This window comes from Serratia quinivorans (genome assembly GCF_052113645.1).
Lineage (GTDB): Bacteria > Pseudomonadota > Gammaproteobacteria > Enterobacterales > Enterobacteriaceae > Serratia > Serratia quinivorans_B.
The window spans coordinates 49,846-71,273 of record NZ_JBIEIU010000016.1 but is presented as its reverse complement, the minus strand read 5'-3'; the positions used below and the strand labels follow the sequence as shown (position 1 = coordinate 71,273).

Below are 21,428 nucleotides of genomic sequence, written 5' to 3'. Positions count from 1 at the left end.
CCACCGCACTACTGGAATATCAAAAACTTTACCCCCTATGCGCAGCCCGCCACAACGCGCTGGTTGCAGAAATTGAACAACGAGAAAACGGGATAACACCATGAGCGATCAAGTAATAATCATTCTGACCGTAGCAGGCGTAGACATGGCCTTCCAACCGACCATCACGGCGTATAACAAGATGGTCAACGAGACCAGCATGGACAACAAAGTCGCCCCGGCGACCAACTACCTGCGCCGTATTGTGGCCGCCGAATCGAAAGACGCGCTGGAAACCTTCCTCAAACAACCCAGCGCCGGGATGCAGATCGCCGCGAAAGTGAATGAGCGTTTTACCCCTGAATTGGATATCCAGATAAAAAACTGAAAGAGCGGGTCAAGGCGATCGAGTCCAACGAGCTGGAACAGCTTTTTGCCCTGCGGCGCCATTATCTGCCGCAGGAAACGGACGATGACGAAAGCCTGGCCCGCGCCAGTTGGCTGGATAACCGTTATTGGAAATATATGAGCATTGCCGTTAATAACGGCATTGCCCAGGCATTCAAAGGCGAATCATGAAACAGCTCGACTTTACCCTAAGCCTCATCGACAAAATGACCCGCCCGCTCAAGCAGGCGCAGTCGGCTGTCGGTAACTTTGCGGAAAAGTCGCAAGGCAACTTTAGACAGATTGGTGTAGGCGCCGCCGCTATTTGGGGTGTCACCCAATCTATCAAAGCCATGCTGGGGCCAGCCTACGAAATGCAGCACGCCCTGGATGAATTATCCCTGCGCGGTGTGGACACGAACGCCCTGAACACGTTGGCATCCGACGCCAACCGATTCAGCATCCGCTACGGCAAAAACGCCGTTGAATTTGTTGCGTCGGCGTCGGCCATCAAAGGCAGCATTGCCGGGCTGACCGACACCGAACTCCCCCGCTACGTCATCGCCGCCAATACCCTGGCCGCCGCCACCAAAACCAGCGCGGAAGACGCCAGCGGGTTCATGGGTGCCATGTACAACCAGTTTAAAAGCACCGCTGACAAGATGGGCAAAGTGCAGTTTGCTGAAAAGCTGGCCGACCAGGGCGCCTACATGGTGAAAACCTTCGGCATGGACATGGCCACCGTGCAGGACATGCTGGTCGGCAGCAAGGGCGAAGGCAGCAACTACGGGATCGGGATGGAGGAACAATTCGCCGTCCTGGGTGAACTGAATCGCACCATGGGCAGCGAAGGCGCGGGCGCCTACGAGCAATTTTTGAAAACAGCCCAAGCAGGCGCGCAATCGTTGGGACTGAGCTTCACCGATGCCACCGGCAAAATGATGTCTATGCCTGACATGCTGGAAAAACTCCAGGGCAAATACGGCAAGACCATCGAAGGCAATATCAAAGCCCAGGCCGCGCTGGACAAAGCATTCGGCGAAGGGGCTAACGTCATCAAACAGCTCTATGACAACGTCGGCGATCTACGCAAAAACATGGATGCCATGGGTAATGCACAGGGTATGAAGCACGCCACGGAAATGGCCGAAAAAATGGCCGACCCATGGCAACGCCTGGTCGCCCTTTGGAATGCCATCAACACCACTATCGGGCGCACGTTGCTACCGGTACTCAATCCGGTACTGGCAAAAATCACGGCCATCGGGGAACGGTTCGCCAGGTGGGCCGACATGTTCCCAAATATCTCCCGCTGGATTGGCTATATCGTGCTGGGCCTGCTGTCACTGGCCGCCGTGGGCGCAGTGATCACCGTGATAGCCGGTCTGTTCTCACTGTTAACCAGCCCGATATTGCTGATCATCGTTGCCCTGGGCATTTTGGCCTGGGCTGTTTACGACCAGTATCAATACTGGAGTTGGGCGTTTGGCGAGATAGGCAAAGACCTGACGGTATTATGGGATCAGATTGTCGGCGTATGGGATAGCGTCACCGCGTATTTCTCCGGCGTTTGGGCAAGCATCATGTTGGGCTGGGAAATGGTGGTTAACTTCTTTGCCGGTCTGTCACCGTTGGCCGCCTTCGAAGGATTCGCCACCGCCATCACCAACGTATTTAGCGGGCTGTGGGACTACCTGAAAAGTGCGTTTAACGGCACCTACAACTGGATTGTGGACAAGTTAAATCACCTTCCCGGTGTCAATATCGCCCTCAAAGACGACACACCACCGGGGGCACAGGGCCAGGCTAAAAACGACGGGGCCAGCGCTCCGCAAGTCTTAACCGGCGGACAGACCAAAACCGTCGGCCAGGGAGGCATCAGTCGCCAACTGAGCCAGGCCAACAATAACAACAGTAAGAAAATCGAAAATAATCAGCACATTGGCCGGATGGAGTTCAACGTAACCACCCCACTGTCTCCGCAACAGCTTCAGGAATATCAGGAAATGTATGGCTGACGAATTGTACATCGACCTGCTGATCACCGATCGGGACATCACCCTGAATGCGGGGAACGAGCCGGAACTGTGCAGCAACAGGGTCAGTATCGCCCAGGACATCAAGCACGCGCTGATGGAGTCCGGCTTACCTGCCCTGCTGATTGCCGAGCGCAGCCCGACGCTGCGGGCAGACATCATCATGCAAATGATCATCCTGGTCGAAGACGACGTCCGCCTGGTTCCGGGTAAGGTTTACATCAACGAGGAAAGCAGCACGCGATTAACCATCCTGGCCGAAACCTACGAATTCGGCCCGATTGACGCGGGGATCAACTATGGCGACTAAACCCACTATCGACTTCGAAGCCTCCCTGCATGAAGGCGGGATGCCAGTAACAGAAGAACAAGCCCGCGCTGAGTTTGACGCTATCGTCGAGCAGGAAGGGCTGATAACTAACACCTCCAAAATGTCCCCGTTTTGGCGGTTAATCACGGCTATCGTCACCGCGCCAGTCATGTGGCTGAAAGACGCGTTAGTCACTGCCGTTATGCCGAGCATGTACCTGGCGACAGCTTCCGGGGTATTTGTTGATCTGTTCGCCTGGGCGCTCAATCTTGAGAGGAAAACAGCGACGGCGACCGCCGGGCTGATCACCTTTGTCAAAACAGACGCCAGCGTGGCGATCACCATCCCCGCAGGTACGCTGATTCAGACCGAGCGTATCAATGACAAGGTGTATGCCGTTGCCGTTAACGCCGATACCGTCATCCCAGCAGACGTTGCCTTCCAGGGCATTGCGACCACCGCCACCAAACCGGGAACTGCGTACAACCTGGCACCAGGTTATTACCGCATTTTGCCGAAGGAAATCAGCGGGATCGCCTCGGTGGAAAACCGGGACAACTGGCTGAGCACGCCAGGTGCAGACGTGGAATCTGACGACGACCTGCGCGACCGTTGCCGCAACCAGTACAACCTGGTCGGAAGCTATCATGTTGACGCTGTCTACCGCGGCATGATTGCCGCCGTGGCCGGGCTGAGCACCGACCGTATTTTCTTCGAACATGACGCCCCCCGCGGGCCGGGTACCGCCAACGCCTTTTTACTGCTGGATACCGGCGTGCCGTCCGCGTCGTTTGTCGAGAAGGTTAACGACCATATCAATGGCCAGGGCTACCATGGCCACGGCGATGACATGCAGTGCTTCCCCATCCCGGAAACCCATCACGACCTGACGGTCGAGGCCTGGTATTTCAGTACCTTGAACCTGGACGATGACGAGCAAGCCGAACTAAAGAAGAAAATCACCAACGTTGTGCGCTGCGCCTTTCGCGATAACGCCGACTACCAGGTAACAAAGAGTTGGCCACATAGCCGATTTTCATTCTCACGCCTGGGCGAAGAGCTGCACCTGTTATTACCTGAACTAGAGTCACTGAAGTTCTCTTTGCCGGACATTATCAGCGGCCTGAATATCCCGCGTCTGGATGCGCTGCACGTGGAGCTGACCAGTGGATGAGAAGAAATTAACGATCACCCTCCCCACCTGGTTAAACCGTGGCGAGGTTAAAAAACTGGCCACCGCCGCGGGCACGTTCTGGCATAAGGTGCGCGGCTGGATAAGTTGGCCACTACAGCAAACTGACCCGCTCACCTGCACCGTACAGATATTGCACCTGCTGGCGTATCAGCGCGACATCACCCGCTTTGACGGTGAACCGCTAGGCCTGTATCGCAAGCGCGTTAAGTTCGCGTTTCTCAACGCCCAGGACAGCGGCAGCCTGGCAGGCTTTCGAAACATTTTCCGCCGCCTGGACATTGGCGAAATTGGCCAGGCTGAGCGTCAGCCGGGCATTGATTGGGATGTCATTATCATCCGCCTCAATGACAGCCAACTGGCCAGCAACGCCGCATTGATGCAGGAGATCATCCGCCAGTACGGGCGCACCTGCCGCCGGTATCAGTTCCAGGTGGTAAATACCGCCGCCGCCGCTGTCCGCGCCGCGCACTTTGATAACGATCACCAGCTCGTTGCCGCACAACCCGGCGTTGACGCAAAAATCATGACCGAAGACCCGTTCAACCTGCTGACCGAAGACGGTTACTACTTGACGGTATAACGAGGAAAAACACGATGCCCGCAATCATTACCCGAAAATTTGAGCAATGGTGCGCCGAGCGAACCGCGGCAAACTTGCCCGCCAGGCCGGACACCTTCGTTTTTGCTTTTGTCCCAGGACAAGACCCTGAAGGGGAAATGGACAGGGATGAGGCGTTGCCGCCGGCCAATCAAATTGTGTACCAGGCACCCGTTGCCCAGCACGGGCTGATTAATACGGATGCCGTGGCCTACTCCGTGGTAATGGACACCACCGTCGGCGACTTCGACTACAACTGGATCGGGCTTCAGGATGCCGCCAGCGGTACGCTGTGCATGGTTGTACATACCCGCCCCCAAAAGAAAATTGCGACCAGTGGCCAGAATCAAGGCAACACACTGACCCGCACACTGGTGATGGAGTTCAACGGCGCCGCGGGTGCATCACAAATCACCGTCACGGCCTCCACCTGGCAAATCGACTTCTCTGCCCGCCTTTTCGGCCAGGACGAGCAGTTGCGCCTGGCTAATATGGAAGTCTACGGCCCTGGGGCATTTTTTGGCGACGCCTTCCTTATCGTCAGGAACGGAGACACCTTTGCTGCAACAGCCGGTCGGGGCTACGTCGGCGGCATTCGCGCCGAACTGGCTACCGACCTCCCGGTCGCTGTCACAACCAAACCGACAACAGTCTGGGCCGACGTGAGCTGGCAAGGAGCAACGACCAGCCGTTGGTCAGCCCGCATCGCACTGACTACCGCCGATAACCTCACGGACTACACCGACGCACAGGGCTATCAGCACTACGTAACGGCGCTTGCCAGCATTGCAGCAGATAGCAGCGTCACCGACCTACGTAAAAAAGGCTCCCAGGGCGAACAAGAAGCCGACCGCGAATTTTTGCGTAAAGCCACCAATTTGTCCGACCTAGCCGACGCTAGAGTCAGCCGTGACAATCTCGGACTGGGTGAACTGGCGGTAAAAGATGTGCTTTCCGCTCACGACGTCGGCGCTTATAGCCAGGGCGAAGCCGACCAGAAGTTCTTCCCACTTAGCGGCGGGACGATCAATGGCTGGACTAATGCTCAGGGCGACGTAGGAACGCAAGGTGGTGCGTTCATCATTCGCAATGGGAATGGGGTACGGATTGGTACAATCACAGCGGGTGATGCCGGAACTATCACCTTTACGTCGAATGTTTCGGGCAAAAGCTTCGGATTGGATTCTAGGGGAAATTTCGTTACATCGAACGGCGTAGAAATTTATGAGGCTGGACAACGTGTTTACAGCCCTAATTATCGCCCGAATGAGTTACATATCGATGGCCCCAACTGGTGGTCACGGGATTCCAGCGGAAAAATCACCCAGGGTGGCATCGTCAACAGGTCGGATAATTCCAACCCAGTCTCATACAGTATTCCATTCCCTAATGCCGTACTGTCGATACAACTGACTTTACGCCAGGTCAGCGAATCGGGATCGGAGCGTAACATCATTGCCCAGGGCGCAGATAATCACGGTTTTTATTGCTGGATGAATGATAACGAGCTTTCAGCCTACTGGCTGGCGGTAGGTTACTGATTATGTGGACACTGGCCGAACTGGGTTTTCCTGAAAACCTTCAGACAGTGACTTGCTCACTGCTGGCTGTGCACCCTTGGACATACGGCGCGGCACAAATCACGGAGTCGGGGCCGTATCTCAGCCCTCAGAATGCCATCGAATACCTGGCCGAAAGACTGCGTAATACCGGTGGTATACAGGATGTGATCGTTTTCCTGTTGACCGGCTATAACCTACCAGACTTCAAAGCGACTCTGGACACCATGGCGGGTGTATTCCCCTTGCCAGTCTTCATGCAGACGGCCAGGAAAAGCGCCGCAGCCCTTCAACTGGAGGCAACAAAAATGCAGTTGCCGGGTGTTATGGGTGGTGGTTTACCGGCCAGTGTCCCTTTGTCAGTAGGTACCTGTCGCACGGCGATGAATGCACAACGCCTGGCAAACGCTGCCGCGCAAGCCAGCCAGGGGGCATCACTGGAAGGTATAGGCACCGCGCTAGCCTCACTGACGACACTGCGCCAACAGGCCAGCCAGGCCGCCACGGATGCCCTGGCCGCGCTACAGGGTAAAAGTGTCCAGGTCTGGACATACCAGGCGCACGGCGAACCGGCCAACATTGCCGCCGACATCATCAACGGCGTGCCAATTCCCGATGCAATTTACACCATGGGCGCATTGTTTGCGGGTGACCTGGCAGGACTTAAGGGGATGATCACATGGCCCAAATAATCATGTTGGCGCTGGACGGCGAAGCCATCCCGCTGAAAGAAATCCTGGTCACGCCACAGATGCAAATCCCGGACAAAGACCAATCGGGGCAAGCATCCAGCACAGCGACCGCAGAACAAGGCGTAAAGGCTAAAGAGCTTCGAATCTCCGGAGTTATTCCCTTCAAAAATCCGGAAGTGCTCAGCCGGTTGTATGCCTTGGCGGAAGCTAAAGGCAGCAATGGCGCAATGAGACGTTACCGCGTGGCAAACAAAACCGCGCAACTGGTAAATTTTCGTGAGGGTATGTTCTCCGGCTCAATCGACGCAGCCCCGCAGACAAATAAAATGATCTGGATAGTCAACTTCACCCTGAAAGAGCAGGACAGCGTCGCCGAGAAGGCCGCCGCACGTACCGCGGGCAGCGTGAAGAACAAAACCCAGACCGCCAAAGGTGCCAACGGTACACCAGGCGCCACAGGCGAAGAAGGCAAACAGGAATTAACTACGTTTGAGAAATTCCTGAAAAAAATCGACGATAAGCTGGCATAACTATGAAACCGATCACCACATTGCAAATTGACGCCCAGACCGTGCCGATCGCAAGCCATGAGCTGGTGCTTGACCTCAGCGCATGCGGTCGGGGCTTCATCACTGCCGAAACTGACCAGGTCAGCACAGGCAAACTGATCCGGATTAACGTTGGCTACAACAACCAGACGTTACGCTGGTTTACCGGCTACGTTGAACGCGACCAGGCCGCGGATAATGGTTACCGCCGGATGTTTGTGCGCGAGCTGGTCGGCGTTTTCGAAAAAAGCTGGCCAGTGTCTATGCAGCACCCCACGTTACGCCAGGTTGCGGACAAGCTGGCCGCCGATTCCGGCCTGGCATTTATTTTGCCGGACGGCAAAGCCTATACCGACACCCCAATCCCCCATTTCGTCCACAGCGGCACAGGCTGGCAACTGCTGTCCAATCTGGGCCGGGCATTTGGGATTGCTGATTACATCTGGCAGCAGTTGCCGGACGGGACTGTGTGGTTAGGCGCCTGGCAAGATTCGCGTTTCGCCAATCTGCCGATCGACATCCCGAACGAGTACGCCAAGGCCGCCGGAGCTGGTAACAGCATGACATTACCGGCTATCCCTGCAATTCGCCCTGGCGTGCTGGCGAACGGGCAACGCATTACCCGTGTAGCATTGAAAGATGACGACATTACCCTGACCTGGACACCGATAAATGCCCAGGGAAAACCCAAACAAAAAAGCCCGTTTGAGCGCCAGTTGGAAACCGCACACCCGGAACTGGCCGCGGGGTTGCACTTGCCGAAGTTGGCCCGCGTTGAAGCGCCGACCGAGGGGGCTAGTTTGGGCGACATTTCCGACCCCTTCAGACCGCGTTTTGCGGTCGACGTGCAACTGCTGGACGAGAACGGCACGGCAAACCATGAAACGCCGGTTTATCCTGCTGTCGCCCTGCCGGTACCCATGGCCGGGGATGAATCGGGCCTGATGCACTACCCACCCGCGGGGACACTGGTAGAACTGGCTTTCACTGACGGCAGACCGGATAAGCCCTTTATCCGCCAGGTACTGCCACAAGGTAACAGCCTTCCCGGCATCAAGCCGGGCGAACAGCTCCAGCAGCAGCGGGCCGAGGTGTTCCAACGCGTCAGCCAGGCGGGAGACTGGCAACGAGAAACTGACCAGGCTATCCAGGAAACCAGCGCCACACGCACAATCACCGCAGACGAAGAAAGCCGAACGCTAACCCAGCGAACAACCACCATTCAGGCCACCGACACCACAACTGTGATCGGCACGGCCAAATTGTTAGCGGGGGCTATCGTCCAACTTTCCCAGGGCGATTACAGCATCGGGACAACGGGCAAGCTGTTAGTGAAAGCCAATAGCGTCACACACAAAATTAGCCAGGATGCCCTGGCAGAGATCGGCGGCCAGCTCACAGAGAAAATTACCGGGCTACGCCGCAGCATATCCGCCAGCCTGGAACTGATCGCCAGCCAAGTGCATGTGGGTACCACTGACACCAACGTGTTATCGCTGATGTTGCAAACCCTGGACGTGGTGCAGACCCTGGCACAGCGCACAGCAGAACACACGCATTCCAACACCGGCAGCCCGACCAACGCCAATGACATAGCCGCCACCGGCAACACTGCCACCGAACTGAAAAACAACTACAGCCCCCTAATCAAATAACCTGGGCGGAGTCCTCCGTCCACACTTCCAATACAACCGCCTGACACGCCTATAGAGCGCCGCACCAGCGACGCCACACGCGCACGCCTGAGCATCATCAAACACCGCACCACAGACCACCCACACCACCAGAATTTGACGGGACGGAATACTCAACCGACGGAATCGGCGCTACACCGCACCCGCCTGCACGTTTTGCGTGCTAAAAATATTGCAAAAGAATTTTGGTGCAAACGCCACCGCCAGCCCGCGCCGTGGCTGGGGTTCTGACGAGCGCCGCCAATTGCACGCGGTGCAATAAATTTCAGTATTTTGCAAAGAAGACCCAGAACGGCGCTCAGGGCGTTATTGCTAAGTGATTGGTTTAAAATGGATCGCTTTGCTTTTCGTCTGGATCGTCGCGATAAAATGCGACGTCGTAACAAGTAACGGGTAGCACATGAAAGCCAGTAGCGGCGCGGCTTGGCGGGGAGTTTGGGCGGCGGTGGGACATTGCAAAAATTGTAGAGATTGGATCGGGAAGGGATCGCGCGTTATCCGTTATCATTCATTGGCTATCCGTTATGAAAAAGCCCCGATAAACGGGGCCTTTTTGTCGACGTGGTCAATGTGTGGACATTGAATGAAATAATTCCTTTTACTTCATTGTGTTACTTTAATTAACTCAACCCTAAAGGGGTTATTGTGGGTCAGCGTTGGCGCACAGGCCGAAACTTTGCAAACCGCCAAAGACATCGAGGCACCGACCGCCCAATGGCAAGGCATTGCGCTCGGGTTCGAGCCGCCGGCAGCAGGTGTGTTGGGCGATATGTTGGGGATCAGGCCGATCCTGGAGGATCATGGTTTTCACTATAATCTGGGTTATCTCAGCCAGCTTTCCTATAACGCCGGCGGGGGATACAACCACGACAGGCAGGCGTCCTATATCGATCAGTTCTCGCTGACCTTCAGCCAGGATCTGCAGGCGTTGACCGGTATTCCGGATGCGGCGATTGAAGGCAATATCGTTAACCGTAACCATGATAACAACCTAACGCGCGATCGCCTGCAGGATCCGCGCGTCAATCCGACCGATCTGTCGCAGGAAAGCTACGGCGGCCAGTCGATTACCCGGCTGGGCTGGCTGACCTTTAGCCGCAGCTTCCTTGACCGCCGTCTGCAATGGCGCATCGGCATGATGAACAAGGTGCAGGACTTCGATCAGATCATTCCCTGCGATTTCCAGACGCTGACGCTGTGCGGCGGCAAGTCCGCCAACTCATTGACCTGGTATAACTGGAACGTCCACTACTGGGGCACCACCCTGCAATACAAACTGACGGACGGACTGACCTTCAAAACCGGTCTGATGGAGCAAAATCCCGATGCCCCAAGCCGCAGCCATGCCTGGAGTGGGTCGACCAAGGGCAGCAAGGGGATACTGCTGCCAATGGAGCTGGAATTGAAAACCCATGCGGTCAATCAGTTGCCGGGGGTCTATAACCTGGGCGTGTTGTTTACCAATGCCGGGCAGCAGGATTTGTATGAGGGGGTTTCCGGCGGTCCGGGGGCGAGCGATCCGAACGGTTATCGCAACCATAACCGCACCTGGTTCCTGTACAGCGGCTTTAACCAGCAGCTGACGCGTCATCCGAATGACGCCAATCGGGGGCTGAGCCTGTTCTACAGCCTGGGGCTGGCAGATCCGCGTTCCAACTATATGCATTACTCCACTTCGACCGGCATTCGCTACCGCGGGTTGTTTGACGCGCGGCCGGACGATGGGCTGGGCCTGGGTGTCTCCATGGTCAAGCTCAGCGATCATTATCGGGATAACCAGCGTTACCTGAATCAAATCAACAACGCCACTGCGTATAACGATCCCAATTATCACCCGGTGCCAGGGTATTCGGTGACGGCAGAACTCTATTACCGTTTCAACGTCACCTCGTGGTTGCAGCTGCAACCGGGCTTACAATACTGGCATCATCCGGGGGGCGTTAGCGAAACGCAGGACGCCTGGGTCACGGCGTTGAAAACGGTAGTGACCTTCTGACGATTACGCCGCATCGCTTTCCCGGTAACGCTGGCGCGCATGTTCGAACCAGCCTGCCGGGACGTTATGCGGCGGCAACAGCAGTTTTGCCAAGCCTTGTTCGACGATATGGTTCGCCTGGCGCCACAGCGTCGGGTCGCCTTCGGTCAGCACCTCCAGCAGCCGCTGTTTCTCTATCAGATAGGTCCGCGCAAAATGGCTGTCGAACTCCAGCAGCGAACGGGTATTGTCGATCAGATCCGCCAGTTTGATGGTCTTGGCCTGCGGTGAAGCGTTGGCGCTGTGCCGTCGATCGCGGTTTTTACGTTCAAAGCGGTTACCGCCGCCGGTGCCGCTGACGTTGGTCAGCATTGCCACCAGTTCTGCCACCTGTGGCCCAAAGTGGCTTTCGATATCGGCCAGGGTGGTGGGGGTATCTTCCACCGTGTCATGCAACCAGGCGGCGGCCAGCATTTCTTCGCTGTGCGGCACGCTGCTGACGATTTCCATTACCGCCTGCGGGTGAACGATGTAGGGGTCATTGGTGTATTTGCGGCGCTGATCGATAGCCGCATGCGCCTTGGTGGCGTAGCGGCGGGCGCGTTCTGCCAGTGTGGTTGTCATATCCTTTTCCTCCTGCACAGCACCCTGCTGTGGCATCCCCTGCATTAAAAAAGGTAGCATACCCTTTAAATAATAGCTTGCGATTACATCGTGCACTATCTATATTCAAGTCATGAAAATCAAAGACGCCGAACAACCCGTAGCGAAAAACCTGCTGCTGCTCGATCAGCAGATGTGTTTTGCCCTGTACTCCGCCAATCTGGCGTTGCACAAGGTGTATCGCAAACTGCTGAGCCAGCTCGATCTCACCTATCCGCAATATTTGGTGATGCTGGTGCTGTGGGAGCGGGACGAAATCACGGTTTCGGACATCGGCGAGCGGCTGTTTCTCGATTCCGCCACGCTGACGCCGCTGCTGAAGCGGCTCGAGAGCGCAGGACTGTTACTGCGTTACCGCGCTACCACCGATGAACGGCAGGTGATCATCGCGTTAACGGAGGCCGGGCGGGCGCTGCGTGAAAAAGCGCAGGCGGTGCCGGAAGCGGTCATGTGCGCCACTGATTGCAGCCTCGATGAAATCGTTAATATCAAGCAGCAGCTGGAAAAGCTGCGCAGCAAGCTGATCGATCAGATTTGACGACCGGTGCCAGACGCAGGATCGCCGATCCTGCGCTACACTGAAATAAGTGGGAAATATAAGTAGTGCGCGATTTAATCGCGAAAGATAGACCTGTGGTCGGGTTCAGCCAACTGGATCCGATGTCATGCCTCCAACCCAAAAGAAGGAATGAATTATGTCGATTGAAAAAGTTGTTTACCGCGCTCATGCCACAGCAACCGGTGGCCGCGATGGCCGTGCGACCTCATCCGACGGCGTGTTGGATGTCAAACTGGGTGTGCCGAAGGAAATGGGTGGCGCGGGCGGTGAAGTCACCAACCCGGAACAGCTGTTTGCTGCCGGTTACTCGGCCTGTTTCCTCGGTGCGCTGAAGTTTGTTGCGGCGAAAGAAAAGGTGAAGATCCCGGCCGAAGCCAAAATTGACGGCACCGTCGGCATTGGCGAAATCCCCAACGGTTTCGGTATCGAAGTGCAGTTGGACATCAGCCTGCCGGGCATTGAGCGCAGCGTGGCGGAAGACCTGGTGAAAAAAGCGCACGTGGTCTGCCCTTATTCCAACGCCACCCGCGGCAATATTGATGTCACGCTTAACGTGAAGTAAGATTTGCGCTAACGCTACGGAAAAAATGGAGGGGTTATCCCTCCATTTCTCGTTCTGCCCCTCTTTGAGCTTTTTCGCAAAAAATGGAAAAAACACCCGTTTTTTGAGAATTCTCTTGATTATTACCCCCGAAATAGCGCTTATTGCCGATCGGCTGAACCTGAGGCCGCATTGAATGTCTGACTGATTCAGAACTATTATCGTCCCCGGAGCCACCGCGTTACATGAACAAAGTTAAATCGCTATCACAGCAGAATTTATCGTTATTGTTAGCGATCTATATCGGCATCTTTTTAAACCTTTCCGTTTTTTATCGTCGCTTTGATTCGTTTTCGCACGGCATTCAGGGGATTAAGGTTATTTCTGCGGTAACCGAGGTTATCGCTATCGTTCTGTTCACCTTCTTTATTATGCGGCTGGTCTCGCTGGGTGGCCGGCTGTTTTACCGCATTGTCGCTTCGCTGTTGGTGCTGATCTCCGTGGCCGCCAGCTATTACATGACGTTCTTCAACGTGGTGATTGGCTACGGCATTGTGGTTTCGGTCATGACCACCGATATCGACCTGTCTAAAGAAGTGGTCGGCATGCACTTTGTGCTGTGGATGGTGGTGCTCAGCGCATTGCCGCTGCTGTGCATTTGGAAAAACAATCTGCGTTACACGCTGATCGAACAGCTGAAAACCCCCGGACACCGGGTGAAACCGCTGGCGGTGTTGGTGGCGGTGGTGGCGCTGGTGTGGTTGCCGCTGCGTATGCTGGATAACGAGCAGAGCGCGCAGGAAAAAATCACCAATGTGGATCTGCCAAGCTACGGTGGCGTAGTGGCGCACTCCTATTTGCCATCCAACTGGCTGTCGGCGCTGGGGCTGTTTGCCTATACCCGTTACGACGAAAGTCAGGATCAGGCCAATTTGTTCGACCCGGCCAAGAACTTTACCTATGTGCCGCCGGCCGATATCGATGACACCTACGTGGTGTTTATTATCGGTGAAACCACGCGCTGGGATCACATGGGGATTCTGGGCTACGACCGTGACACCACGCCACGGTTGTCCAAAGAGAAAAACCTGGTCGCGTTCCGCGGCGAATCCTGCGATACCTCGACGAAACTCTCGCTGCGCTGCATGTTCGTGCGGGAAGGCGGTACCTCAGACAACCCGCAACGTACATTGAAAGAGCAAAATGTGTTTGCGGTACTCAAGGGGCTGGGCTTCACCTCTGAGCTGTTCGCCATGCAGAGCGAGGTCTGGTTCTACAACAATACCGAAGTGAACAACTATTCGTTCCGCGAAATGATTGCCTCCGAGAAACGTAACGACGGTAAATCGGTTGACGACATGCTGTTGGTGGACGAAATGAAAGAGTCGCTGGCCCGTTATCCGCAGGGCAAGCATATGGTGATCCTGCACACCAAAGGCTCGCATTACCTCTATTCACAGCGTTATCCGCGTAGCTACGCGCGTTATCAGCCGGAGTGTATCGGCGTCGACGACTTCTGTTCCAAGGATCAGTTGATCAACGCCTTCGATAACTCGGTGCTGTATACCGACAGCTTTATCGCTAACGTGATTGATCAGGTACGCGAGAAGAAGGCGATTGTGTTCTATTCGTCTGACCACGGCGAATCGATAGGCGAGAACTCGCACCTGCACGGTACGCCGCGTGAAATGGCCCCGCCGGAGCAGTTCCGCGTGCCGATGATGGTATGGGCGTCCGACAAATTCCTGGAAGATCCCCAGCACCGTGGCGCATTTGAGCAATTGCAGGCGCAGCAGCGCGTTGGCAAAACGCACCGCCACGTAGAGCTGTTCGATTCCATTCTCGGTTGCCTCGGTTATACCTCGCCGAACGGCGGTATAGTGGCGAAAAACAACTGGTGCAATATTCCGCAGGATAAAACACCGGCAGCGCAGCTGTAACCTCCTCAATACCGGGCGCATTGCGCCCGGTAAAATCTGCTTATACCTTCCTTTCATCAATTAATCCGGCTCAGGCTTGCGCTATACTTGCGCACTTTCCCCTTCGAACCGGAGTTTTCCATGACCTTGCGCGTGGCGTTTATTGACGATCATGACATTGTGCGATCGGGCTTTGTGCAACTGCTGTCGCTGGAAGCAGATATTCAGGTGGTGGGGGAATTCAGCAGCGCGGCTCAGGCGCGCGCCGGTTTGCCCGGCCTGGAGGCGGAAATCTGCATCTGCGACATTTCGATGCCGGATGGCAGCGGGCTGGATTTGCTGGCGGACATCCCTTCCGGGATCCGGGTGGTGATGCTGTCGATGCATGACAACCCGGCACTGGTGGAAATGGCGCTGGAACGCGGTGCCTGCGGTTTCTTGTCCAAACGCTGCAAGCCGGAAGATTTGATCACGGCGGTGCGCACCGTCGCCAGCGGTGGCGTGTACCTGATGCCTGAAATCGCCCAGCAGCTGGCGCGGGTGAAGGTGGATCCCCTGACGCGCCGCGAACGTGAAATCGCGCTGCTGCTGGCTCAGGGTCAAGAAGTGCGGGAGATTGCCGTCGCACTGGGGTTGTCGCCGAAAACGGTGCATGTGCATCGCGCCAATCTGTTCGCCAAGCTGGGCATCAATAACAACGTCGAACTGGCGAAGCGGATGCTGAATCTGTGATGCAGCGCCTGATCACCCAACTGGCGCTGTTTTTTATTTATGCCACCAGCGCATTTTGCCTGTGGGGCATCGGCACCGCGCTGATCGACCCGCCCTGGCAGGCGCTGTTGTTGTTCCCGTTTGGTTTACGGATGGGCATTCTGCTGCAAAGCCCTTACCGCTTCTGGCCGGGGATCCTGCTGGCCGATTTGCTGCTGATGGCGTTGCTGGCAGATCAGTTCGGTTACGGGCCGGCGCTGTGGGCTTCGGTGGTGGTGCTGGTGTTAACGGTATTGCTCAGTCTGGTCGCTTCCCCCTGGTTGCTACGCCATCAGCAAAACGACAGCGAATGGCAATGGCCGCTGATGCAGGGAGCCGTGGTGGCGGTGGCCGCACTGCTGCAGGCGCTGGTGTGGCAGGTGGCGAACGGCGAGGGGGCTCGCGCACTGTTACTTGGGCTGGCGGGCGGTTTCACCATCGCCCCGACCTGTCTGCTGTTGTGGCACTATCTGGCGCGGCAGATCTGGGTGCCGCTCGAACCGGGCCTGATCCATAAACCGGTCACGCTGCGGCTGCGCCATCTGGCCAGCTATTTGCTGCTGTTTGCGCTCAGTATTTGGCTGCAGCAGCAGGTGAATGCCGCCGAGCTGCGTCGCTTTGCGCCGTTTTGTCTGGCTATCCCGATCGTTTTTATGTCCTATCGCTACGGCTGGCAGGGCGCGCTGCTGGCGACGTTGCTCAACGGCGTGGTGTTGGTGGCCAACGAGCCGCCTCAGCCTGAATCGCATCGTGATCTGCTGTTGTCGCTGCTGGCCCAAAGCCTGACCGGCCTGCTGCTCGGGGCCGGCATTCAACGCCAGCGCGAGCTGAATCATCAACTGCGGCTGCGATTGACCGAAAATCGCCAGCTGGCGCGCGCGCTGGTGACGGCCGAAGAACAGACCCGGCGAGAAGTTGCGCGGGAGCTGCACGACGAAGTCGGCCAGACCATCACCGTCATCCGTACCCAGGCCAGTATTATCAAGCGCCTGGCGCCTCAGCCGCCAGTGATAGGCTGTGCAGAAGCGATAGATACGCTGGCGCTGCGGGTGTATGACGGCGTGCATGACGTACTGACCCAACTGTGGCCCGCCGCGCTGAATAATCTGCCCCTGTCGGCGGCGGTGGCGGCGATGTTGCGTGAGTCGCTGCCGCAGGATACGTCGCTGGTGAGTACGATGCGGTGGCAGGTGCCGGATGAGCTGCTGGATGAAACGCTGAAAATCACCCTGTACCGGGTGTGTCAGGAGGGCGTGACCAACGTCTGTCGCCACGCTGCCGCCAGTCGCATTGAGTTGGATGCGCGTCTTCGTCACCCTAAGGGGCGGCCGCCGCAAATCCTGCTGACCATTCGCGATAACGGCATCGGTATCGATTTGGCCAACCATGAGCCGGGTTATGGCCTGCGCGGCATGCAAGAACGTATTAGCGCACTGGGCGGCCGGCTGCGGCTCACGTCGGAGAGCGGCACCTGTTTGAATGTGATCTTACCCACAGTTTCAACGGCAGAAGAGCCAAACTAGGAAATACTCCTAACTGCGTCGGGAATCCGGCGTAAGCCATTTTCGCGCGCGCGCAGCATGATAGCGGCACTTTTCCTATTCTCTGAGGTTTCACATGTGGTCTTTCCTTAAAAGCCGCCAGGATGTGCCGCCGGTTACCGATCAAAAACAGATCGATGCCAGCTATAAATACTGGCGTATCCAACTGATGTGGACGATGTACATCGGTTATGCCGCGTTTTACTTCACGCGCAAAAGCTTCAACTTCATCATGCCGGCGATGCTGAGCGATCTTGGCCTGACGATGTCCGATGTCGGCATTCTGGGCACGTTGTTCTACATCACCTATGGCTGCTCGAAGTTTATCTCGGGCATGATCAGCGATCGTTCCAACCCGCGCTATTTTATGGGGCTGGGCCTGATCATGACCGGCATACTCAACATTTTCTTCGGGCTAAGCTCGTCGTTGCTGATGCTGGGGACACTGTGGATCCTCAACGCCTTCTTCCAGGGTTGGGGTTGGCCGCCGTGTTCAAAAATTCTCACCAGTTGGTATTCCCGCTCCGAACGCGGCGGCTGGTGGGCGATTTGGAACACTTCGCACAACTTCGGTGGCGCGCTGATCCCGCTGCTGGTCGGCTTTATCTCGCTGCACTTCAGCTGGCGCTACGGCATGATTATTCCGGGCATCATCGGCGTGGTGTTGGGTCTGTTGATGTGCTGGCGGCTGCGTGACAAGCCGTCGACCATGGGGCTGCCCAGCGTCGGTAAATGGCGTAACGACGCCATGGAACTGGTACAGGAGTCGGAAGGCCAGGGGCTGACCAACCGCGAGATCATCAAGCGTTACGTGTTGACCAATAAATACATCTGGCTGCTGGCGGTGTCATATGTGCTGGTGTACATCGTGCGTACGGCGATCAACGACTGGGGCAACCTGTACCTGACGCAGGAAAAAGGCTATTCGTTGATGACCGCCAACTCGGCGATTTCCCTGTTCGAAGTGGGGGGCTTTATCGGCTCGCTGGTGGCGGGCTGGGGCTCTGACAAACTGTTCCGCGGCAACCGTGGCCCCATGAACCTGATCTTCGCCATCGGTATCTTTCTGTCGGTTGCGGCACTGTGGATCATGCCGGGTGTCACCTTCCTGCTGCAGGCTGCCTGCTTCTTTGCCATCGGTTTCTTCATCTTTGGCCCGCAGATGCTGATCGGCATGGCGGCGGCGGAATGTTCGCACAAGGATGCTGCCGGTGCGGCGACCGGTTTTGTCGGCCTGTTTGCTTATCTGGGGGCAGCGCTGTCCGGCTACCCGATCGCCCGGATCATGGAAATTTGGCACTGGAACGGTTTCTTCGTGGTGATTTCCATCGCCGCCTGCCTGTCCGCGCTGTTCCTGTTGCCGTTCCTGCGTGCACAATCACCGGTATTGAAAACCGCGAAGGCATGATGCAAAAGCGCGCTACAGGGCACCGCAGCGCGCTTTATGCCGCTTTTATCGCCACTTGGCTGCCTGGGTTGAAAAAGTGATTGACGCGTATTATCCCCAGCAGTAAGATGCGCCCCGCATCGGCGAGTAGCGCAGCTTGGTAGCGCAACTGGTTTGGGACCAGTGGGTCGGAGGTTCGAATCCTCTCTCGCCGACCACATTCGAAAAACCTGCTTTTTAAAGCAGGTTTTTTTCGCCCGTTATTTGCCATTCAGGCCGCTTTGCCTGTGACGAAGTCAAAATGGATTTCGTCATAAGAAAAGATGATCTTCGCGCCTTTCTTATTCAGAACACCGGCATTCAGCAGAGCTTGAACATCCGTATGTACGGCTTTGAAATCCCGATTCATCCGTCGCGAGAGCTCCCGGATCGACATGGCTTCCGCACCGGTCATTGTTTCCAGCAACGTCATCCGGTTAGTGTTCAGCAATACGTAGGTCAGTGTTTTGACATCAGGGAATATCAGCCTGCTGCCCATATCCGCGCCGGATAACGCTTTGGAAAAATCAGTTTTCAGCCCATCTATCGCCTGTTGGACAGGCATTACACTTACCATCAGAGTGCGCATTTTGGCCTCCTGAGCTGGTTCACTTCTGTAACGAAATCATCAACCAGCTTGTTAATATCAATAAACTTTATCGGGATCTCGGCGGTGCCCAGGTGCTTATGGTCGCCTTTCCCCGCTTCATTGTCATAGCGTAATACGCATTTATCCTTTACCACATAGGCCAAACGATATTTGTACTTATGGTTGCTGCCTTTCACTGAGGGGGTGACGTCCCAGACAACCAGGCTGAGCAAACTGTTTGTGTCCAGCCAAATGCGTCTGTTCATTACGAGTGTCGCCGGCATTGAACATTCCTTGTTGAAGTTTACGCTACCATTAAATTAAATTTGATGTCAACGATGACATCAAAACCATGACAAATATTTATCCTTCCCCTGTATTTAATTCACATTCCTTATTCCTATTGGCAGCCATTATTCATTATCAAATGAATTCATCGTTGCTCAATAAAACCCGGTTGATGGCTATCTTGTTTTAATGATTATTTTATCTATAGTCTGAATGCACGAAATGGGAATGATAGATTTCCGTTGCGTGGAAAGATGAATGATTATTTATTGACTTTAATCGGCCAGGATTATTGCGGAATTATTTTGCTCCGACAATGGGCTGCCGTCATTAATTATTTTACGTTTATCCTCTCGGAATAAAGGAATCAGTTATGCGCAAATTTAATAAACCGCTGTTGGCGTTGCTGATCGGCAGCACGCTGTGCTCTGCGGCGCAGGCCGCCGCGCCGGGTAAGCCTACGCTGGCCTGGGGCAATACCAAGTTCGCCATTGTTGAGGTCGATCAGGCCGCGACGGCTTATAATAATCTGGTTAAGGTAAAAGATGCCGCCGACGTTGCTGTTTCATGGAATTTATGGAATGGCGATACCGGTACCACGGCCAAAGTATTATTAAATGGCAAAGAAGTCTGGAGCGGTGCTTCAACCGGCGCTTCGGGTACGGCAAACTTTAAGGTGAATAAGGGAGGCCGTTATCAAATGCAGGTGGCGTTATGCAATGCCGACGGTTGTACTGCCAGCGATGCCACTGAAATTGTGGTGGCAGATACCGATGGCAGCCATTTGGCACCGTTAAAAGAACTCTTGTTGGAAAAGAATAAGCCTTATAAACAAGACTCCGGCAAAGTGGTCGGTTCTTATTTCGTTGAGTGGGGCGTTTACGGCCGTAATTTCACCGTCGACAAACTCCCGGCACAGAACCTGACGCACCTGTTGTACGGCTTTATTCCCATCTGCGGCGGTGACGGCATCAACGACAGCCTGAAAGAGATCGAAGGCAGCTTCCAGGCGTTGCAGCGTTCTTGCCAGGGCCGCGAAGATTTTAAAGTGTCGATCCACGATCCGTTCGCCGCGCTGCAAAAAGGGCAGAAGGGCGTGACTGCCTGGGATGACCCCTACAAAGGCAACTTTGGTCAGTTGATGGCGCTGAAACAGGCCCGTCCGGACCTGAAAATCCTGCCGTCGATCGGTGGTTGGACGTTGTCCGACCCGTTCTTCTTTATGGGCGACAAGGTGAAGCGCGATCGTTTCGTCGGCTCGGTGAAAGAGTTCCTGCAAACCTGGAAGTTCTTTGACGGCGTGGACATCGACTGGGAATTCCCGGGCGGGCAGGGCGCTAACCCGAAACTGGGCAGCGCACAGGACGGGGCGACCTATGTACAGTTGATGAAAGAGCTGCGCGCCATGCTGGATCAGCTTTCTGCGCAAACGGGTCGTAAGTATGAGCTGACCTCTGCGATCAGCGCCGGCAAGGATAAAATCGACAAGGTGGATTACAACACCGCGCAGAACTCGATGGATCACATCTTCCTGATGAGCTACGACTTCTACGGTGCATTCGATCTGAAAAATCTGGGCCACCAGACTGCGCTGAAAGCGCCGTCCTGGAAACCGGATACGGCGTATACCACGGTGAATGGCGTTAATGCCCTGCTGTCGCAAGGGGTGAAACCGGGCAAAATCGTGGTGGGTACCGCCATGTACGGCCGTGGCTGGACCGGAGTGAATGGCTACCAGAACAACATTCCGTTTACCGGCACCGCGACTGGCCCGGTGAAAGGGACCTGGGAAAACGGCATCGTGGATTACCGCCAAATCGCCAATGAGTTTATGAGCGGCGAATGGCAGTACAGCTATGACGCCACCGCCGAAGCGCCGTATGTCTTCAAACCTTCTACCGGCGACCTGATCACCTTTGACGATGCGCGATCGGTGCAGGCGAAGGGCAAGTATGTGCTGGATAAGCAGTTGGGCGGGTTGTTCTCTTGGGAAATTGACGCCGACAACGGCGATATTCTGAACAATATGAACAGCAGTCTGGGTAACAGCGCCGGCACGCAATAAATCGGTTGTAGCACGTTGCCGGGGGATATCCTTTTGCCCCCGGCTTTTTGGCAGCCGAAAGTTTTTTCACGACGCATAGATTGTGAGGCTACCTCGATCAAAAAGCCCTCCGGC

The 21,428-nt window shown here is 55.6% G+C and carries 21 protein-coding genes and 1 tRNA gene; 19 read left to right on the top strand and 3 right to left on the bottom strand.

Features of this window, described 5'->3' with window-relative positions:
* Positions 1–100: 100 nt before the first annotated feature.
* The 11 genes from ACGS9J_RS22845 (at position 101) to ACGS9J_RS22795 (ending at position 10,994) form a co-directional block, all read left to right on the top strand.
* Positions 101–367 carry a putative phage tail assembly chaperone gene (locus ACGS9J_RS22845; protein WP_115184075.1) on the top strand — a complete coding sequence of 89 codons (267 nt, stop codon included), beginning with the start codon at positions 101–103 and terminating at the stop codon, positions 365–367.
* On the top strand, positions 343–558 hold the full coding sequence (locus ACGS9J_RS22840; protein WP_442233017.1) for a DUF6890 family protein: 216 nt from the start codon (positions 343–345) through the stop codon (positions 556–558). Before ACGS9J_RS22845 ends, ACGS9J_RS22840 begins: the two co-directional genes overlap by 25 nt.
* Complete coding sequence (locus tag ACGS9J_RS22835) at positions 555–2,384, top strand: phage tail tape measure protein (protein ID WP_442233004.1); 1,830 nt, start codon at positions 555–557, stop codon at positions 2,382–2,384. The genes ACGS9J_RS22840 and ACGS9J_RS22835 overlap by 4 nt, the downstream gene beginning before the upstream one ends.
* The gene (locus tag ACGS9J_RS22830; RefSeq protein WP_442233003.1) at positions 2,377–2,712 is read left to right on the top strand and encodes a DUF2590 family protein; all 336 of its coding nucleotides are present in this window, start codon (positions 2,377–2,379) and stop codon (positions 2,710–2,712) included. Before ACGS9J_RS22835 ends, ACGS9J_RS22830 begins: the two co-directional genes overlap by 8 nt.
* A complete protein-coding gene (locus ACGS9J_RS22825; RefSeq protein WP_442233002.1) occupies positions 2,702–3,886 on the top strand; it encodes a baseplate J/gp47 family protein in 1,185 nt (394 codons plus the stop codon). The genes ACGS9J_RS22830 and ACGS9J_RS22825 overlap by 11 nt, the downstream gene beginning before the upstream one ends.
* Positions 3,879–4,487, top strand: coding sequence for a hypothetical protein (locus ACGS9J_RS22820; RefSeq protein WP_442233001.1), 609 nt, complete (start codon positions 3,879–3,881; stop codon positions 4,485–4,487). The genes ACGS9J_RS22825 and ACGS9J_RS22820 overlap by 8 nt, the downstream gene beginning before the upstream one ends.
* A 14-nt stretch (positions 4,488–4,501) precedes the next feature.
* Positions 4,502–6,046 carry a phage tail-collar fiber domain-containing protein gene (locus ACGS9J_RS22815; protein WP_442233000.1) on the top strand — a complete coding sequence of 515 codons (1,545 nt, stop codon included), beginning with the start codon at positions 4,502–4,504 and terminating at the stop codon, positions 6,044–6,046.
* Positions 6,047–6,048: 2 nt separating this feature from the next.
* Positions 6,049–6,756 carry a hypothetical protein gene (locus tag ACGS9J_RS22810; protein WP_442232999.1) on the top strand — a complete coding sequence of 236 codons (708 nt, stop codon included), beginning with the start codon at positions 6,049–6,051 and terminating at the stop codon, positions 6,754–6,756.
* Positions 6,744–7,286, top strand: a complete 543-nt coding sequence (locus ACGS9J_RS22805) for a baseplate complex protein (RefSeq protein WP_442232998.1) — start codon at positions 6,744–6,746, stop codon at positions 7,284–7,286. The genes ACGS9J_RS22810 and ACGS9J_RS22805 overlap by 13 nt, the downstream gene beginning before the upstream one ends.
* Positions 7,287–7,288: 2 nt before the next feature.
* Positions 7,289–8,959, top strand: a complete 1,671-nt coding sequence (locus tag ACGS9J_RS22800; protein WP_442232997.1) for a hypothetical protein — start codon at positions 7,289–7,291, stop codon at positions 8,957–8,959.
* Between the two features lie 682 nt (positions 8,960–9,641).
* Complete coding sequence (locus tag ACGS9J_RS22795; protein ID WP_442232996.1) at positions 9,642–10,994, top strand: carbohydrate porin; 1,353 nt, start codon at positions 9,642–9,644, stop codon at positions 10,992–10,994.
* Between the two features lie 3 nt (positions 10,995–10,997).
* Here ACGS9J_RS22795 and ACGS9J_RS22790 read toward each other — a convergent pair whose 3' ends face one another.
* Complete coding sequence (locus tag ACGS9J_RS22790) at positions 10,998–11,597, bottom strand: HD domain-containing protein (protein ID WP_442232995.1); 600 nt, start codon at positions 11,595–11,597, stop codon at positions 10,998–11,000.
* Between the two features lie 112 nt (positions 11,598–11,709).
* On the opposite strand from ACGS9J_RS22790, the gene ACGS9J_RS22785 reads away from it, so the two are divergent.
* From ACGS9J_RS22785 to ACGS9J_RS22755, 7 genes are all read left to right on the top strand, one after another.
* Complete coding sequence (locus ACGS9J_RS22785; RefSeq protein ID WP_442232994.1) at positions 11,710–12,174, top strand: MarR family winged helix-turn-helix transcriptional regulator; 465 nt, start codon at positions 11,710–11,712, stop codon at positions 12,172–12,174.
* A 157-nt stretch (positions 12,175–12,331) separates the two neighbouring features.
* Positions 12,332–12,757, top strand: a complete 426-nt coding sequence (locus ACGS9J_RS22780) for an organic hydroperoxide resistance protein (RefSeq protein ID WP_004934114.1) — start codon at positions 12,332–12,334, stop codon at positions 12,755–12,757.
* A 224-nt stretch (positions 12,758–12,981) separates the two neighbouring features.
* A complete protein-coding gene (eptB, locus tag ACGS9J_RS22775; protein WP_442232993.1) occupies positions 12,982–14,676 on the top strand; it encodes a kdo(2)-lipid A phosphoethanolamine 7''-transferase in 1,695 nt (564 codons plus the stop codon).
* A gap of 120 nt (positions 14,677–14,796) precedes the next feature.
* The gene (gene uhpA / locus ACGS9J_RS22770) at positions 14,797–15,387 is read left to right on the top strand and encodes a transcriptional regulator UhpA (RefSeq protein ID WP_020824721.1); all 591 of its coding nucleotides are present in this window, start codon (positions 14,797–14,799) and stop codon (positions 15,385–15,387) included.
* On the top strand, positions 15,387–16,928 hold the full coding sequence (gene uhpB, locus ACGS9J_RS22765) for a signal transduction histidine-protein kinase/phosphatase UhpB (RefSeq protein WP_442233016.1): 1,542 nt from the start codon (positions 15,387–15,389) through the stop codon (positions 16,926–16,928). The genes uhpA and uhpB overlap by 1 nt, the downstream gene beginning before the upstream one ends.
* A gap of 94 nt (positions 16,929–17,022) precedes the next feature.
* A complete protein-coding gene (locus tag ACGS9J_RS22760) occupies positions 17,023–18,354 on the top strand; it encodes an MFS transporter (RefSeq protein WP_442232992.1) in 1,332 nt (443 codons plus the stop codon).
* Between the two features lie 120 nt (positions 18,355–18,474).
* Positions 18,475–18,551, top strand: a tRNA-Pro gene (locus ACGS9J_RS22755).
* A gap of 53 nt (positions 18,552–18,604) precedes the next feature.
* On the opposite strand, the gene ACGS9J_RS22750 is transcribed toward ACGS9J_RS22755, so the two are convergent.
* Both ACGS9J_RS22750 and ACGS9J_RS22745 read right to left on the bottom strand, forming a co-directional pair.
* The gene (locus ACGS9J_RS22750) at positions 18,605–18,961 is read right to left on the bottom strand and encodes an HVO_A0114 family putative DNA-binding protein (protein ID WP_442232991.1); all 357 of its coding nucleotides are present in this window, start codon (positions 18,959–18,961) and stop codon (positions 18,605–18,607) included.
* Positions 18,949–19,245 carry a toxin-antitoxin system TumE family protein gene (locus tag ACGS9J_RS22745; RefSeq protein WP_442232990.1) on the bottom strand — a complete coding sequence of 99 codons (297 nt, stop codon included), beginning with the start codon at positions 19,243–19,245 and terminating at the stop codon, positions 18,949–18,951. Before ACGS9J_RS22745 ends, ACGS9J_RS22750 begins: the two co-directional genes overlap by 13 nt.
* Before the next feature lie 377 nt (positions 19,246–19,622).
* On the opposite strand from ACGS9J_RS22745, the gene ACGS9J_RS22740 reads away from it, so the two are divergent.
* Positions 19,623–21,314, top strand: coding sequence for a glycosyl hydrolase family 18 protein (locus ACGS9J_RS22740; protein WP_442232989.1), 1,692 nt, complete (start codon positions 19,623–19,625; stop codon positions 21,312–21,314).
* Positions 21,315–21,428 lie beyond the last annotated feature (114 nt).

Coding starts and splice junctions, on each gene's coding strand:
- ACGS9J_RS22835 (WP_442233004.1), top strand. CDS start 555: ATGAAACAGCTCGACTTTACCCTAAGCCTCATCGACAAAATGACCCGC.
- ACGS9J_RS22780 (WP_004934114.1), top strand. CDS start 12,332: ATGTCGATTGAAAAAGTTGTTTACCGCGCTCATGCCACAGCAACCGGT.
- uhpA (WP_020824721.1), top strand. CDS start 14,797: ATGACCTTGCGCGTGGCGTTTATTGACGATCATGACATTGTGCGATCG.
- ACGS9J_RS22760 (WP_442232992.1), top strand. CDS start 17,023: ATGTGGTCTTTCCTTAAAAGCCGCCAGGATGTGCCGCCGGTTACCGAT.
- ACGS9J_RS22830 (WP_442233003.1), top strand. CDS start 2,377: ATGGCTGACGAATTGTACATCGACCTGCTGATCACCGATCGGGACATC.
- uhpB (WP_442233016.1), top strand. CDS start 15,387: ATGCAGCGCCTGATCACCCAACTGGCGCTGTTTTTTATTTATGCCACC.
- ACGS9J_RS22845 (WP_115184075.1), top strand. CDS start 101: ATGAGCGATCAAGTAATAATCATTCTGACCGTAGCAGGCGTAGACATG.
- ACGS9J_RS22810 (WP_442232999.1), top strand. CDS start 6,049: ATGTGGACACTGGCCGAACTGGGTTTTCCTGAAAACCTTCAGACAGTG.
- ACGS9J_RS22790 (WP_442232995.1), bottom strand. CDS start 11,597: ATGACAACCACACTGGCAGAACGCGCCCGCCGCTACGCCACCAAGGCG.
- ACGS9J_RS22805 (WP_442232998.1), top strand. CDS start 6,744: ATGGCCCAAATAATCATGTTGGCGCTGGACGGCGAAGCCATCCCGCTG.
- ACGS9J_RS22740 (WP_442232989.1), top strand. CDS start 19,623: ATGCGCAAATTTAATAAACCGCTGTTGGCGTTGCTGATCGGCAGCACG.
- ACGS9J_RS22750 (WP_442232991.1), bottom strand. CDS start 18,961: ATGCGCACTCTGATGGTAAGTGTAATGCCTGTCCAACAGGCGATAGAT.
- ACGS9J_RS22745 (WP_442232990.1), bottom strand. CDS start 19,245: ATGCCGGCGACACTCGTAATGAACAGACGCATTTGGCTGGACACAAAC.
- eptB (WP_442232993.1), top strand. CDS start 12,982: ATGAACAAAGTTAAATCGCTATCACAGCAGAATTTATCGTTATTGTTA.
- ACGS9J_RS22825 (WP_442233002.1), top strand. CDS start 2,702: ATGGCGACTAAACCCACTATCGACTTCGAAGCCTCCCTGCATGAAGGC.
- ACGS9J_RS22815 (WP_442233000.1), top strand. CDS start 4,502: ATGCCCGCAATCATTACCCGAAAATTTGAGCAATGGTGCGCCGAGCGA.
- ACGS9J_RS22800 (WP_442232997.1), top strand. CDS start 7,289: ATGAAACCGATCACCACATTGCAAATTGACGCCCAGACCGTGCCGATC.
- ACGS9J_RS22785 (WP_442232994.1), top strand. CDS start 11,710: ATGAAAATCAAAGACGCCGAACAACCCGTAGCGAAAAACCTGCTGCTG.